Raw genomic sequence first — 12,545 nt, 5'->3', positions numbered from 1 at the left:
CAGCGGCGTGATCGCCACGGTCCGCAAGTATCGCGCCAAGGTCACCCGAAGGATCCGGCAAGGCCGCCTATTCCCCCTGTGCGAAGGTGCGCCGGTACTCGCTCGGTGTGGTGCCCAGGATGTGCTGGAAGTGCAGGCGCAGGTTCGCCCCGGTGCCCAGGCCCACGTCGGCGGCGATCTGCTCGACGCCCCGCTCGGAGCGTTCGAGCAGTTCACGGGCCATGTCGATGCGGGCCCGCATGACCCACTGCATCGGCGTGTAGCCGGTGTCCTCGGCGAACCGGCGCGAGAACGTGCGCGGTGACACCGCCGCGTTCCGGGCGAGTATCTCCAGGGTGAGGGGCTCGCCGAGCCGGTGCAGTGCCCATTCGCGGGTGGCGGCGAACCGCTCGCCGAGGGGCTCGGGGACGCTGCGGGGTACGTACTGTGCCTGGCCGCCGCTGCGGTACGGGGCGGCGACCAGGCGCCGGGCGGCGTGGTTCGAGGCGGCCACGCCGAGGTCGCTGCGCAGGATGTGGAGGCACAGGTCGATGCCGGAGGCGGCGCCGGCGGAGGTCAGCATGCTGCCCTCGTCGACGAAGAGGACGTTCTCGTCGACCTGGATGAGGGGGCGCTTGGCGGCGAGCGCCCGCGCGTAGTGCCAGTGGGTCGTTGCCCGTTTGCCGTCGAGGAGGCCGGTGGCGGCGAGCGCGAAGGCCCCCGTCGAGATGGCGGCGAGCCGGGCCCCGCGGTCGTGGGCGGCGATCAGCGCGTCGACGACGGCGCGCGGCGGGTCCTCGCGGTCCGGGTGACGGTAGCCGGGGACGAAGACGATGTCGGCCCACGCGAGTGCCTCCAGGCCGTGGGCGACCTGGTACGACAGGCCGTCGCCGCCGGCCACGACCCCGGGTTCGGCGCCGCAGACCCGTACCTCGTACGGCATGCTGGCCCGGGTCGTGAACACCTGCGCGGGGATTCCGACGTCGAGGGGTTTCGCACCTTCGAGTACGAGGACGGCGACGCGGTGGAGACGTGAGGCAGACACGTCCACGAGGGTACGCGTACGGGTGTCCTCGCTGGTCAGCGGTGGTACTGGGGGCCCTTCCCGTCACCCCTGCCAGAGGACCCGGGCGGTGCGGGCGAGGACACGGGGGCCGGTGAGCGCCTTCGGGTGCCTGCGCATGTGGACGACGTCCATGTACGTCTGGTTCACCCGCGAGTCCCTGACCGACGCGGTCGTGATGTGGTCGCCGGCCCAGCGCAGGAACCGGTAGCCGCGGGGGTACGGTCCGGTGACGTGCGGCTGGGCGAGGTCGGCGGTCGTCGAGAGCTGCCACGCGGCGTCGACGACCACCGCGGCCCGGCGGAAGTAGTCCCAGGCCGGGTCGTGCGGCGAGGCGCCGGACCGCAGGTGCACGTGGAGCGAGGAGGCCTGGAGGGCGGCGAGGGTCAGCCCCTGTCCGTAGACGGGGTTCACGGTCGCCATCGCGTCGCCGAGGACGACGAGTCCGCCGGGGAAGTCCGTCAGGTCGGTGAACCGGCGCCTGCGGCTCTCCCGGAAGTGGAAGGGCTCCACCTCGCCGATCATCTCGCACCGCTCGGCGACTTCGCGCAGGGGTTCGACGCAGCGCCTCATCCGGCCGAGGAACTCGGTGCGGTCACGGCCCGGGCGGTGGTCGGCGTATCCGGCGAGGACGACGGACCAGGCGTCGTCCTCGACCGCGGCCAGGGCCCCGGGTTCGCACACGGCCGGCTGGTAGTCGCTCGCCGGGCCCGGTGTGGAGTGGGCGATGACCGTGTCCGGGAGCTCGCTCCCGCGGACGAAGCGGGCGGTGGCGTAGCCGAGGTCGACGCGCATGCGGTCGACGGGCGCCTGGCTCCAGCCCTCGGCGGCGAGCCAGCTGCCGAGCCGGCTGGAGCGTCCCATGGCGTCGACGACGAGGTCCGCGCGTATGTCGTACTCGGCGGCCCCGGTCTCTCCGGCCGCCTCCGCCGCCGTGGCGTTCGCCGCCGCCAGTCGCGCGCCGACGACCCGTCCGCCCCGGACGAGCAGTCCCTTGCCGGTGGCGGGCTCGATCCTGACGTTGCCGAGGGCGGTCACGCGGCGCCGTACGTGCGTCTCGATGAACGGGCGGGTGGCGCCGAGCATCCGTACGTCGGCGACGGGTGCCTTGAGCGCTCCGTCGACGTAGAACCGGACCTCGTCGCCCTGGCCGAGGCGGGCTCCGCCGCTGACCATCTCCCGGGTGATGCGCGGGAAGAACCGTTCGAGCTGGGTGTGGCCCATGGCGAGCAGGGCGTGCAGCTGCCCCCGGTGCGGCGCGCCGGGGCCCGTACCGTTCCGGCCGCCGTCGAGGCGGTCGGGTTCGACGACCACGACCTCCTCGGCGAAGTCGCTCAGCACCCGGGCGGCGAGCAGCCCGGCGAAGCTTCCTCCCAGGACAACGGCGCGCTTCACGTGTTCCCTCCGTAACGGTTCGGGTCCTCGGCCGTCGCGAAGATCATCGCGACGGCCGGACCCTACCGTGCCGGAGTACGGGGCGGTGGACCGTCAGACCGTGGGGCCCGGGATCTGCAGCGCCCGGGTGTTGCGCTCCCAGCCGGACCACAGGTCGGTGTCGGTGCAGTAGGCGCAGCCGGGCCCGAAGAACGTCCCGCGGGCGTTCTCGTCGCCCATCAGCCAGAACCGGAGCCAGGCCGTGGTGGGGGCGCGGAAGTCGCCGCCGTCCCCGATGGAGCTGAGATGGCCGGCGCCGCGGACCTCGCCGTACACGGCGGGAACGTGGGACGAGTCCCGGTACAGCGCCTGTACGAGCGCCGGCCACACCGTCAGGTCGCGCTGGCCGGCCAGGTAGAAGACGGGCTCGTCCATCAGGTCGGGGTCGGTGAGCGGTCCCGGCTGGATGGGGACGGCGGGGTCGACGGCGGCGTTGACGGCGGCCGCGCCGCCCTGCGAGTGGCCGGCGGACCCGATGTGTTCGAGGTCGACCTTCCGGTAGAAGGGGCTGGAGCTGTCGGCGTTCCGGTGCTCCAGTACGTCGATCCCGGCACGCATGCTGAGCGCGAAGTTGGAGGTGGGGGTGTTGGCGGCGGCGACGATGAAGCCGTGGCTCGCCCAGTGGCGAAGGAGGGAGCTGTAGATCCCGGGCACGGCGCCGGTGCCGTTGCCCCAGATCACGACCGGGTGGAGCTCTCCTCGCTGCCCCATGTCCTTCGGGTGGTAGAAGGTGTGCACGGCCTCGATGTCGACGGTCACCTCGTACGGGCCCGGCTGGTCCCACGCGGTGCCGACCGAGGGGATCCGGCCGGTCGCCGGTTCCGTCGCACGGGCGGTGCCCGGCCCGGCCGACGTCGCCATCAGGAAGGCGAGCAGCAGGCCGCCGAGAGCGCGGCCCCAACTCCGTGACATGCGAACTCCTTTGCGGATGCGGCCCGTTGCGCGTCCTCGCAAGCGTGACCAGCGCCATGATCGAGGTCTGCCACGGCCGTTGTCTGTCGGCAGGAGCCCAGTCCTGCCGCGGTCCGGCTGGGCAGTCGCCCAACGGCGGTGGCCCGGCCCGGGACGGAACTACGCCGTCCGGATCTTGTTCCCCCGTGTCAGGAACCGTTCGCCGACGACGGCACTCATGATCGGTGGACACAGGGGGTCACGCGCGGCACCGGCGCGGTCCCCCGCCCCGCGGCTCGCCCCTGCCGGCTGCCGCTCCCGACCATCCGAAAGAAGCCGAGGAACCACCGTGCCCCTGTCTTCGCACCGCCGCCTGGCCGTGAGTGCCACTGCGATCGCCGCCCTGGCGGCGGGTGTCGCCCCCGCCACCAGTGCGTCCGCCGCTCCCCTCGTCCCGGCCCGCGCAGCGACGACCGCGCCGGCGGTTCCCGCCCCGGACATGGAGGGCGTCGTCGCCGCGCTCGACTCGGCCATGGCCAACGGCGCCCCGGGGGCGATGGCCCGGTTCATCGGCCCGGAGGGGGTCGAGAGCCGTACGGTCGGCGTCCGGGACCGGGCGTCGGGGGCGTCGATGGACATCCACGCACGGTTCCGGATCGGCAGCGTCAGCAAGACGTTCTCCACGGTCGTGCTCCTGCAGCTGGTGGAGGAGGGCCGGCTGGAACTCGACGCGCCCGTCAACCGCTATCTGCCCGGGCTGCTCCCCGACGACCGCATCACGGTCCGGCACCTCCTGACCCACCGCAGCGGGCTGGCCGACTACACGGACGCGATGTTCAACGACACCGTGCCGGGCTTCGAGGCCGTGCGGAACCGGGTGTTCAGCTACCAGGAGCTCGTGGACCTCTCCCTGAGCGAGCCCCGCACCACCGAACCCGGCGTGGCGTACAAGTACTCCAACGCGAACTTCGTGGTCGTGGGCATGCTCATCGAGAAGCTCACGGGCCGGCCGGTGTCCGACGCGTACGAGCGGCGCATCTTCAAGCCGCTGAAGCTGCGCGGGACGTCGTACGTCCACCCCGACACGCGCATCAAGGGCCTGCACGTCCAGGGCTATCTGCACCCGGACGCGGCCGGGGACCCGCTCGTGGACTCCACCGAACAGACCGTGTCCTGGGCGCAGTCCGCCGGCGCCGTCATCTCCACCCCCGCGGATCTGAACACCTTCACCGGCGCGCTGATGCGCGGCCGGCTGCTGTCCCCGGCGATGCTGGAGGCGATGACGACGGTCACGCCGACGGACACGACGAACACCCGGTTCTACGGTCTCGGTCTGCGTCGTTACGACCTCTCCTGCGGCGCCCAGGTGTTCGGCCACACGGGCACCGTGCAGGGCTTCTACACGTACGCGTTCTCGACCCGCGACGGCCGGCGCAGCCTGTCGGCCCTGGCGAACACGTCGAACCACGGCGCCGCCAACACGGCGCTCGGGGGAACCCTGGAGGCGGCCTTCTGCGGCAAGAAGCCGGCGGTGGCGCCGTCCTCGCGCGCCGCCTCCTCGCCCGCGGCGGGTGACATCTCGTCGCTGCCGGCGGAGCGGGACCTGCCGGAGCGCCACTGACGGTGGAGCGGGGCCTCGCCGGAGCGCCGCTGACGCTCCGGCGAGGTCCCGGTGGTCACGCCTGGTACTCGGTGAGGTCGATGGCGTAGACCCGCAGGGGAAGGCCGAGGACCGGGTGGCTCGTCTCCCGTTCCGGCACCATGCCGAGCTTGCGCATGACGTTCTCGGAGGCCCGGTCGCCGGCGTGGGTGATGGCGACGACCCGGTCGAGCCCGCGGTCCTGGAGGGCGAACTCCAGGACCGCGTGGGCGGCCTCGGAGGCGTACCCCTGGCCCCAGAACTGCCGGCCGAGGCGCCAGCCGATCTCCACGGCGGGGAGCACCTCCGGCAGGAACTCCGGCACGGAGAGTCCGGCGAAGCCGATGAGCTCCCCGGAGCCGAGGAGCTCGACGGCGAAGATCCCGAAGCCCTCCTCGTCCCATTCCTCCTCGCACCGTTCGATGGCTTCCGCGGTCTGTTCCAGGTCACGGACCGAGCCGTCGCCGATCCACCGCATGACCTCCGGGTCGGCATTGATCTCCGCCATGGGGACGAGGTCGTCGTCGCTCCAGCGGCGGAGGAGGAGTCGGGGGGTGAGGATCTCGGTCATGCCCCCATCCTGACGCATCCGGTCAGCGGTAGTACGGCTCGACCACGGCCCGTACCTCGTCGAGCAGCGCGGGGCCGTCCTGCGGTACGGGCGGGCGGCCGCTGCCGGGGCGGATGTCGAGCAGCTGTTCGCCGGAGAGGGCGTACACGACGCGGCCCAGGCCGGCCTGCCGGATGACGGCTTCGCACATGCCGCAGGGCTGGCAGCTGGTGTACATCGTGGTCCCGGCCGCCGTCGCCGGGTCGAGTTCCCGGGCCGCCCACCGGGCGAGCTTGAGTTCGGGGTGGGCGGTGACGTCCCGGTCGGTGAGGGTGGTGTTGTGCTCCTCCGCCAGGACCGTCCCGTCGGGTGCGGCGAGGAGCGACCCGAACGGCGGGTTGCCCGACTCCCGGGCCGTGGCGGCGAGGGCGATGGCGCGGCGGAGGAGGGTGTGGTCGTCGGCTGTCGTCATGACGGCTCCGTTCGGGTGCGGTGCGGGGAGAGGTGTGCGGCGACGGTGGCGAGTGCCTGCCAGGCGGCCTGCGGGTTCCTGGTCTCGTCGGGGTCGCCGCCGTACGGGTCGAGGACGACGGCCTCGGCGCCCATCCGTCGCAGCTGGTCGAGGTCGTCCACGATCTGTTCGATCGTTCCCTCCCCGGCGGGCCGGTCCGGTCCGTCGACCGGCGCGGCCGTGAGCCTGAGGGCGATACGGGGGGCCAGGGCGGGTTCCGGGAGGTGCAGCTCGTCCGCGTACTCCTTCAGCCTGGCGGCGCCTTCGCGGAGCTGCGGAAGGGTGCGGCGCAGGGGGTGCCAGGCGTCCCCGAACCGTACGGCGCGGCGCAGGCCCGCGTCGCTGTGGCCGCCGATCCAGACCGGGATACGGCGGTCTCCGTAGGCGGCGGTGTCGGCCCAGGCCTCGCGGAGGGCCTGGAGGTGTGCGTCGGTGAGCCGTCCCCGGCGTTCGAAGGGGATGCCGAGGGCGTCGAACTCCTGCCGTGCCCAGCCCACCCCCACGCCGAGGACGAGCCGGCCGCCGCTCAGTGCGTCGAGGTTGGCCGCCATGCGGGCGGTGAGCAGCGGGTGCCGGTAGGGAGCGATGAGGACGGTCGTGCCGAGGCGGACGCGGCTGGTGACGCCGGCCAGCCAGGACAGGGTGGTGAACGGCTCGTAGAAGGGGGCCGGGTAGCGCTCGGCCACGTCGGGCGTGATGGCGACGTGGTCCGAGACCATCAGCAGGTCGTAGCCGAGGCCTTCCACGGTCTGGGCCCAGCTGCGCAGCATTCCGGGGTCGGCGCCGGGGCCGAAGTTGAGGATGTTGACTCCGATCTTCACGCGGCAGAGGCTAGCCAGGCGCGGGGGGTGTTCAGAAGTGTTTCCCGCCTGTTCCGGGGCTGTTCGGCCGTGGATTCGCCGGTAATCTGATCGGATGACCGAGAGTCTTGATGCGACGGACTGGGCGATCCTGACGGAGGTTCAGCGGGACGGCCGGATCGCGTACACGGAGCTGGCGCGGCGGGTGAACCTGAGTGCCTCGGCGACGAAGGAGCGGGTGCGGCGTCTTGAGGAGTCCGGGGTGATCACGGGCTACCGGGCGGAGGTGGATCTGGAGCGGATCGGCTATGCGGTCCTCGCGGTCGTCCGGCTCAAGTACCCGGGCACCCGGCACGAGCCGCTGCGCCGGCTGCTCGGCGAGCGCTCGGAGATCCTGGAGTGTCTCCGTACGACGGGGGACGACTGCTACGTCCTCAAGGTCGCCGCCACGTCGATGGCCCACCTGGAGGAGATCGTGGACGCGCTCGCGGAGTTCGGCAGCACGACCACGAACCTCGTCTTCAGCCGCCCCCTGCCGCCGCGCGGTCCGGGCGAGCCCCGGCTCAGCGGGACGAACCGGGGGTCGTCGGCGGCTGTGTGAGGTCCGTCGGGTCGGTGTTGGCGCCGCAGAGGACGACGCAGACCTTCTCGCCCGGCGCCGGGCGGTAGCCGGTCGGGGGGCCGGTCCGGTCCCCGGCCGGGGTCGTGAGGGCGGCCAGGGCGGTGGCGGCGGCGTGTTCGACGGCGAGGCGGCGGTCGTCCCAGAGGGCGCGGCGGGCCCGGATGATGTCGGCGTCCGTGACGAGGACGGAGTGCACCCCTTCCTCCTGGGCGGCGCTCACGGCGAGGGCGGTGGCGCGGCGGGCGCCGAGGGCGTCGGCGGCGACGGAGTCGACGGTCACGTCGACGGGGTGTCCGGCCCGTAGGGCCGCGTCGAGGGCACGGCAGTTCTCGGGTTCGACGGCGACGGTACGGATGGCGTGGTGCCGGGCGGCGGTGGCGACTCCGGCGAGGAGTCCGCCGCCGCCGACGGAGACGACGACGGTGTCGAGGTCCGGGATCCGCCGGTGGATCTCGTCGAGGAGGGTTCCGGCCCCGGCGGCGATCAGGGGGTGGTCGTAGGCGTGGGAGGCGAGGGCGCCGGTGTCGGCGGCGAACGCCTCGCAGGCGGCGAGCGCCTCGGCGTACTCCGTCCCGACGAGCCGCACGTCGGCGCCGTAGCCGCGCAGTCTGTCGACCTTCACGCGGGGCGCGGTGGTCGGGAGGAAGACGGTGGCCGTGACCCCCTGGCGGCGGGCGGCCCAGGCGCAGGCGAGGCCCGCGTTGCCGCCGGAGGCGATGGTGACGCCGGCGTCCGGGAGGGTGCCCTCCTCCCGGTGGGCGAGGAGGAAGTTCTGTGCGCCGCGGGCCTTGAAGGAGCCGGTGTGCTGCATGAGCTCCAGGGCGAGATGGAGTTCGTACGGCTCGCTGCCGGGGTCGGCTCGGGTGACCGTGACGGGGCGGACGTGGCCGCCGATCCGGGAGGTGGCGGCTGTGACGTCGGCGTACGCGAGGGTGTGCACCAGATGCTCCTGAGGGGCCGGGACCGGGCGGTCGATCCCGATGATCCTCTCAAGGTCCGGTGGGCGAGGTCCGGTGCGATGCCCGGTGCGATGTTGTGCGGGGGCGATGTTGTCCGGGGGCGATGTTGTCCGGGGGCGATGTTGTCCGGGGGCGATGTTGTCCGGGGGCGATGTTGTCCGGGGGCGATGTCGGGTGGCGATGGAGCCGCCCCGGAGGCGCCGGCTGCCTCCGGGGCGGTTCCGTACCGCTGCCTACTGGACGATCTTCAGGAGGCGGTTCGGGGAGCCGCTGCCCGGGCTGGTCACCTTGTTGGGCGTGGCGCCGTTGACCAGGGCGGTGGCGACCTGTGCGGGGGTGGCGGAGGTGTGGCCGGCCAGGTAGACCGCGGCGGCGCCGGCCACGTGCGGGGTCGCCATCGAGGTGCCCGAGATGGTGTTGGTGGCGGTGTCGCTGGTGTTCCAGCCGGCGGTGATGGAGACGCCGGGGGCGAAGAGGTCGAGGACCGAACCGTAATTGGACCAGCTGGCCTTGGCGTCGGTGTTGTTGGTGGCGCCGACCGTGATGGCGGCGGCGACGCGGGCGGGCGACGAGGAGGAGGCGTTGACGCCCGAGTTGCCGGCGGCGACCGCGTAGGTGACGCCGTCGGCGATGGAGTTCTTGACCGCGTTGTCGAGGGCGGTGGAGGCGCCGCCTCCGAGGGAGAGGTTGGCCACGGCCGGAGCGCCCGCGGCGTGGTTCGCGGTGACCCAGTCGATGCCCGCGATGACGCCGGCGGTCGTTCCGGAGCCGTTGTTGTCGAGGACGCGGACGGCGACGATCTTCGCCGACTTGGCCACGCCGTAGGTGGATCCGGCGATGGTGGTGGCGACGTGGGTGCCGTGACCGTTGCCGTCCTGGGCGACCGAGTCGCCGTCGACGGCGTCGTAGCCGTTCACCGCGCGCCCGGCGATCTCCGAGTGGCTGATCCGCACGCCGGTGTCGATCACGTAGGCGGTGACGCCGCTGCCGGCGCTGTCGGGGTACGTGTACGTGCCGGACAGCGGGAGGTTGGCCTGGTCGATGCGGTCCAGGCCCCAGGGGGCGTTGGACTGGGTCGCGTCGGCGCGGACGATCTGGTTCTGCTCGACGGACGCGACGGCCGGGTCGGCGGCGAGGCGGCGGGCCTCGGTCACGCCGAGGGTGGCCGTGTAGCCGTTGAGGGCGGATCCGAAGGTCTTGCCGACCGTGCCGCCATAACCGGCTATCAGGTTCCGGCCCTTGGCGGAGGCGGCCTTGAAGCCCGCGCCCTGCTTGAGGGTGACGATGTAGCTGCCGGGGACCGCGTCGGCCGAGTCCGCCGCGAGGACGGTCCCTTCGGCGGGGGCGGCCTGGGCGGGGACGGCGGCGAAGGTGCCGAGCAGGGCGGCGGCGGTCGCGGCGGAAGCCGTCACGGCGAGGCGGGTCTTGTTGCTCTTGGGGAGTGCCATGGCGCGGGAGTCCTCCTCATGGGCGTCGCGCCCGAAAGGGTGGGGCGGCGCGACTGTGGGGGGGTGCACGTGGGGCCACGTACACGGCCGGGACCGCTGTGTCCGGTCCCGGCGTGATCAGCAGCCTGGCCGCTCCACGGGTGTGGCTCAAGGGAGTTGAGGTCTTGTCATGCATCCGCCATACGCCTGCAACGGAAGGCCCCTCGAAGCCGGTTCACCTGGCCGGATCAGGCGCTCCGGTGGCCGGGAACCGGACCCGCGGGGTCGCCCGAGAGCGCGCCGGCGAGGGCCGCCGCGAACCCGTCCGGGTTGTCCAGCATCAGGTTGTGGCCCGCGCCGGGCACCTCGGTCACCGGAATGCCGAGCGCGGCCACCTTCTCCGCATCGGCGTCCGGCAGGCTCAACTCCCCCACCAGGAACGTCCGGGGCACCGCGAGACCGGTCAGCAGATCGCCCGGCGCGGGCACGCTCCCCTCCACCAGGGCGACCGCGCTGCGGTGGACGGCCCGCGGGTCGGCGAGCCGAAGCCGGGCGGCGTAGTCCGGGCGGTCGGTGCCGGCGAGCATCCGGGCGAAGCCCTCCGCGACGAACGCGTCCTCGTCCTGGGCCGCCACGGGTGAACTGAACGCCCCACCACCCGCGTACAGGTTCGGCTCCGCCACCACGAGTCTCGCCACCAGGTCCGGGCGGGCCGCCGCCAGATGGATGGCGACGGCGCCGCCCATCGAGTGCCCGACGAGGTCCACGCCCACGACTCCGACGTGGTCGAGCACCGCGGCCACCGCTGCCGCCTGGGACTCCATGCGGTAGTCGAAGTCCGCGGGCCGGTCGCTCAGCCCGTATCCGAGCAGGTCGACCAGGAGCGCCCGGCCGCCGCCGAGCGCGGGATGAGCCGCGATGTGGGCGAAGTCGGAGGCCGCCGTGCACCCGAGCCCGTGGACGAAGACCCGCACCGGGCCCTCCCCCGGCAGGTCGATCCACCGGATGTACGCCCGCTCGTCCACCAGGAACAACTCCCGCATGCCGCTCTCTCCCCTGTGTCGCGCCACTGTCCGACCTTCAGGAGCCACCTTAGGAGCCGCCACTGACAACGCCCCGACCGGCCGGCTGCCGCCCCGGACGCGAGGTGTCGGATAGCGTCGGTGACAAGCAGCCCGGCGCCGCCGGACGCCATCCGAAAGGACACGACCGATGCCCCTCGAAGGCGAGTACGAGCCCAGCACGACGGCGTGGGTGCGCGAGCAGGTCGAGCTGTACGAATCGTCAGGCGGCACCCGGGGCACGACGATGCGGGACCTCCCCGTCGTCCTGGTCACCAGCGTCGGCGCGAAGAGCGGCAAGCTCCGCAAGACCCCGCTCATGCGGGTCGAGCACGAGGGCGCGTACGCACTTGTGGCGTCGAACGGCGGCGCGGTCAAGCACCCCGTCTGGTACCACAATCTGGTCGCCGCGCCCCTGATCGAACTGCGCGACGGCACGCGCACGTGGGACATGAAGACCCGTCTGGTGACCGGCCAGGAGCGCCAGGCCTGGTGGGAGCGGGCGGTCGCGGCGTTCCCGGACTACGCCGACTACCAGCGCAAGACCGACCGCGAGATCCCCCTCTTCGTCGCCGAACCGGTCGTCCAGGACGTGTAGGACGCTTCCGCTCGGGGGGCGGATCCTGAACAGACCCGGCAGGGAAGAGCGGGACCACCGCACTGGCCGGGTCAGGTCGGCAGCGAAGTGGCGTCCCTGGTACCCCGGTCGGGTCGTCCGCCGTGGCCGTCGGGTCGCGTCCGTACGCGGGTCAGGCCCACGCCCGTGAGGATGATCGCCATGCCCGTCAGCACCCGGGCGGTCAGGGGCTCGTCGAGGACCAGGGCGCCCATGGTCACGGAGACCACCGGGAGGAGGTAGCCGACGGTGGCGGCGCTGGTGGGGCCTTCCTCGGCGATCATGCGGTAATTGAGGTGGAAGGTGAGCCCGGTCGCGAAGACGCCGAGGACGAGGACCGCGAGCAGTCCTGTCGCGGTCACCCTCGCCGGGCCGCCGGCCGCCAGGGCGGGCGTACTGAGGGCGGTCGCCGCGAGGAGCTGCGCGGCGGAGAGGGCCAGGGGTGCGGTGCCCCGATCGGTGAGCCGGCGGGCCATGTACGCGAAGGCCGCCGCATAGCTCAGGGAGGCGCCGAGCAGTGCGAGCGCTCCCCAGGTCATCAGGCCCGTGTTCCAGGGCGCGAAGACGAGCAGGACTCCGGTGAAGCCGAGGGCGAGCCCGACGAGCCGGGCCGGATGCAGAGGGCGTTCCGTGCCGAGGCCGAGGCCGATGAGGAGGGACCAGAGCGGGGTGGTGGCGTTCAGGACGCCGGCCACTCCGCTGTCGACGCTCTGCTCGCCGACGGAGAAGAGCAGGAACGGCAGCGCGTTGCAGAGGAGGGCGGCGATCGCGAGGCGCTTCCAGGTGCCGCGGTCCCGTGGCAGCCGCTGTCCGGCTCCGTACGCGAGCGCGAGGAGGACCGCCGCGCCGAGGAGGCACCGTACGAAGGTGATCCACCCCGGGGTGAGGCCCTGGTCGAGGGAGATCTTGATCCAGAGGAAGCCCGAGCCCCAGAGCAGGGCCAGGACGCCCATGCGTATCGCCGAAGTCATGGCTCCCACGGTCCCGGGCCTC

General features: G+C 72.8%; 13 protein-coding genes. 3 read left to right on the top strand and 10 right to left on the bottom strand.

Features of this window, described 5'->3' with window-relative positions; all coding sequences use genetic code 11:
* Positions 1 to 67 precede the first annotated feature (67 nt).
* From AB5J54_RS39455 to AB5J54_RS39445, 3 genes are all read right to left on the bottom strand, one after another.
* Positions 68 to 1,024, bottom strand: coding sequence for a GlxA family transcriptional regulator (locus AB5J54_RS39455; protein WP_369148793.1), 957 nt, complete (start codon positions 1,022 to 1,024; stop codon positions 68 to 70).
* Between the two features lie 63 nt (positions 1,025 to 1,087).
* Entirely contained in the window at positions 1,088 to 2,437 is a 1,350-nt protein-coding gene (locus tag AB5J54_RS39450) for a hypothetical protein (protein ID WP_369148792.1), read from the bottom strand.
* Between the two features lie 93 nt (positions 2,438 to 2,530).
* Positions 2,531 to 3,388, bottom strand: a complete 858-nt coding sequence (locus AB5J54_RS39445; protein ID WP_369148791.1) for an acetylxylan esterase — start codon at positions 3,386 to 3,388, stop codon at positions 2,531 to 2,533.
* 328 nt (positions 3,389 to 3,716) lie between these two features.
* On the opposite strand from AB5J54_RS39445, the gene AB5J54_RS39440 reads away from it, so the two are divergent.
* Positions 3,717 to 4,988 (top strand): serine hydrolase domain-containing protein, encoded by a 1,272-nt coding sequence (locus AB5J54_RS39440; protein WP_369148790.1) that lies wholly within the window; start codon positions 3,717 to 3,719, stop codon positions 4,986 to 4,988.
* A gap of 55 nt (positions 4,989 to 5,043) precedes the next feature.
* Here AB5J54_RS39440 and AB5J54_RS39435 read toward each other — a convergent pair whose 3' ends face one another.
* Genes AB5J54_RS39435 through AB5J54_RS39425 form a run of 3 tightly spaced genes read right to left on the bottom strand, consistent with a single transcriptional unit; the run spans position 5,044 to position 6,888 of the window.
* Positions 5,044 to 5,577 (bottom strand): GNAT family N-acetyltransferase, encoded by a 534-nt coding sequence (locus AB5J54_RS39435; protein ID WP_369148789.1) that lies wholly within the window; start codon positions 5,575 to 5,577, stop codon positions 5,044 to 5,046.
* Between the two features lie 22 nt (positions 5,578 to 5,599).
* On the bottom strand, positions 5,600 to 6,028 hold the full coding sequence (locus AB5J54_RS39430) for a nucleoside deaminase (RefSeq protein WP_369148788.1): 429 nt from the start codon (positions 6,026 to 6,028) through the stop codon (positions 5,600 to 5,602).
* Positions 6,025 to 6,888, bottom strand: a complete 864-nt coding sequence (locus AB5J54_RS39425; RefSeq protein ID WP_369148787.1) for an LLM class flavin-dependent oxidoreductase — start codon at positions 6,886 to 6,888, stop codon at positions 6,025 to 6,027. Before AB5J54_RS39425 ends, AB5J54_RS39430 begins: the two co-directional genes overlap by 4 nt.
* Positions 6,889 to 6,982: 94 nt before the next feature.
* Here AB5J54_RS39425 and AB5J54_RS39420 point away from each other — a divergent pair, with 94 nt between their 5' ends.
* Entirely contained in the window at positions 6,983 to 7,468 is a 486-nt protein-coding gene (locus tag AB5J54_RS39420; protein ID WP_369148786.1) for an Lrp/AsnC family transcriptional regulator, read from the top strand.
* Here the strand turns inward: AB5J54_RS39420 and AB5J54_RS39415 are convergent.
* From AB5J54_RS39415 to AB5J54_RS39405, 3 genes are all read right to left on the bottom strand, one after another.
* Positions 7,431 to 8,429 carry a serine/threonine dehydratase gene (locus tag AB5J54_RS39415; protein WP_369148785.1) on the bottom strand — a complete coding sequence of 333 codons (999 nt, stop codon included), beginning with the start codon at positions 8,427 to 8,429 and terminating at the stop codon, positions 7,431 to 7,433. The two genes, AB5J54_RS39420 and AB5J54_RS39415, sit on opposite strands and share 38 nt — an antisense overlap.
* A gap of 252 nt (positions 8,430 to 8,681) precedes the next feature.
* Positions 8,682 to 9,896: a S8 family peptidase gene (locus tag AB5J54_RS39410; RefSeq protein WP_369148784.1), complete on the bottom strand. Its 1,215-nt coding sequence runs from the start codon at positions 9,894 to 9,896 to the stop codon at positions 8,682 to 8,684.
* A 227-nt stretch (positions 9,897 to 10,123) separates the two neighbouring features.
* On the bottom strand, positions 10,124 to 10,918 hold the full coding sequence (locus AB5J54_RS39405) for an alpha/beta fold hydrolase (protein WP_369148782.1): 795 nt from the start codon (positions 10,916 to 10,918) through the stop codon (positions 10,124 to 10,126).
* A 169-nt stretch (positions 10,919 to 11,087) separates the two neighbouring features.
* Here AB5J54_RS39405 and AB5J54_RS39400 point away from each other — a divergent pair, with 169 nt between their 5' ends.
* Complete coding sequence (locus AB5J54_RS39400; protein ID WP_369148780.1) at positions 11,088 to 11,534, top strand: nitroreductase family deazaflavin-dependent oxidoreductase; 447 nt, start codon at positions 11,088 to 11,090, stop codon at positions 11,532 to 11,534.
* 71 nt (positions 11,535 to 11,605) lie between these two features.
* Here the strand turns inward: AB5J54_RS39400 and AB5J54_RS39395 are convergent, their stop codons facing one another.
* A complete protein-coding gene (locus AB5J54_RS39395; protein WP_369148779.1) occupies positions 11,606 to 12,523 on the bottom strand; it encodes a DMT family transporter in 918 nt (305 codons plus the stop codon).
* Positions 12,524 to 12,545 lie beyond the last annotated feature (22 nt).

It is taken from the genome of Streptomyces sp. R44 (genome assembly GCF_041053105.1).
GTDB lineage: Bacteria > Actinomycetota > Actinomycetes > Streptomycetales > Streptomycetaceae > Streptomyces.
Note: the sequence above shows the minus strand (reverse complement) of the source record. Positions and strands in the feature narration are given on the sequence as shown.

Bases quoted from the DNA above. Each gene is read 5' to 3' on its own strand.
- AB5J54_RS39420 (WP_369148786.1), top strand. From the start codon at position 6,983: ATGACCGAGAGTCTTGATGCGACGGACTGGGCGATCCTGACGGAGGTT.
- AB5J54_RS39435 (WP_369148789.1), bottom strand. From the start codon at position 5,577: ATGACCGAGATCCTCACCCCCCGACTCCTCCTCCGCCGCTGGAGCGAC.
- AB5J54_RS39430 (WP_369148788.1), bottom strand. From the start codon at position 6,028: ATGACGACAGCCGACGACCACACCCTCCTCCGCCGCGCCATCGCCCTC.
- AB5J54_RS39395 (WP_369148779.1), bottom strand. From the start codon at position 12,523: ATGACTTCGGCGATACGCATGGGCGTCCTGGCCCTGCTCTGGGGCTCG.
- AB5J54_RS39445 (WP_369148791.1), bottom strand. From the start codon at position 3,388: ATGTCACGGAGTTGGGGCCGCGCTCTCGGCGGCCTGCTGCTCGCCTTC.
- AB5J54_RS39400 (WP_369148780.1), top strand. From the start codon at position 11,088: ATGCCCCTCGAAGGCGAGTACGAGCCCAGCACGACGGCGTGGGTGCGC.
- AB5J54_RS39405 (WP_369148782.1), bottom strand. From the start codon at position 10,918: ATGCGGGAGTTGTTCCTGGTGGACGAGCGGGCGTACATCCGGTGGATC.
- AB5J54_RS39410 (WP_369148784.1), bottom strand. From the start codon at position 9,896: ATGGCACTCCCCAAGAGCAACAAGACCCGCCTCGCCGTGACGGCTTCC.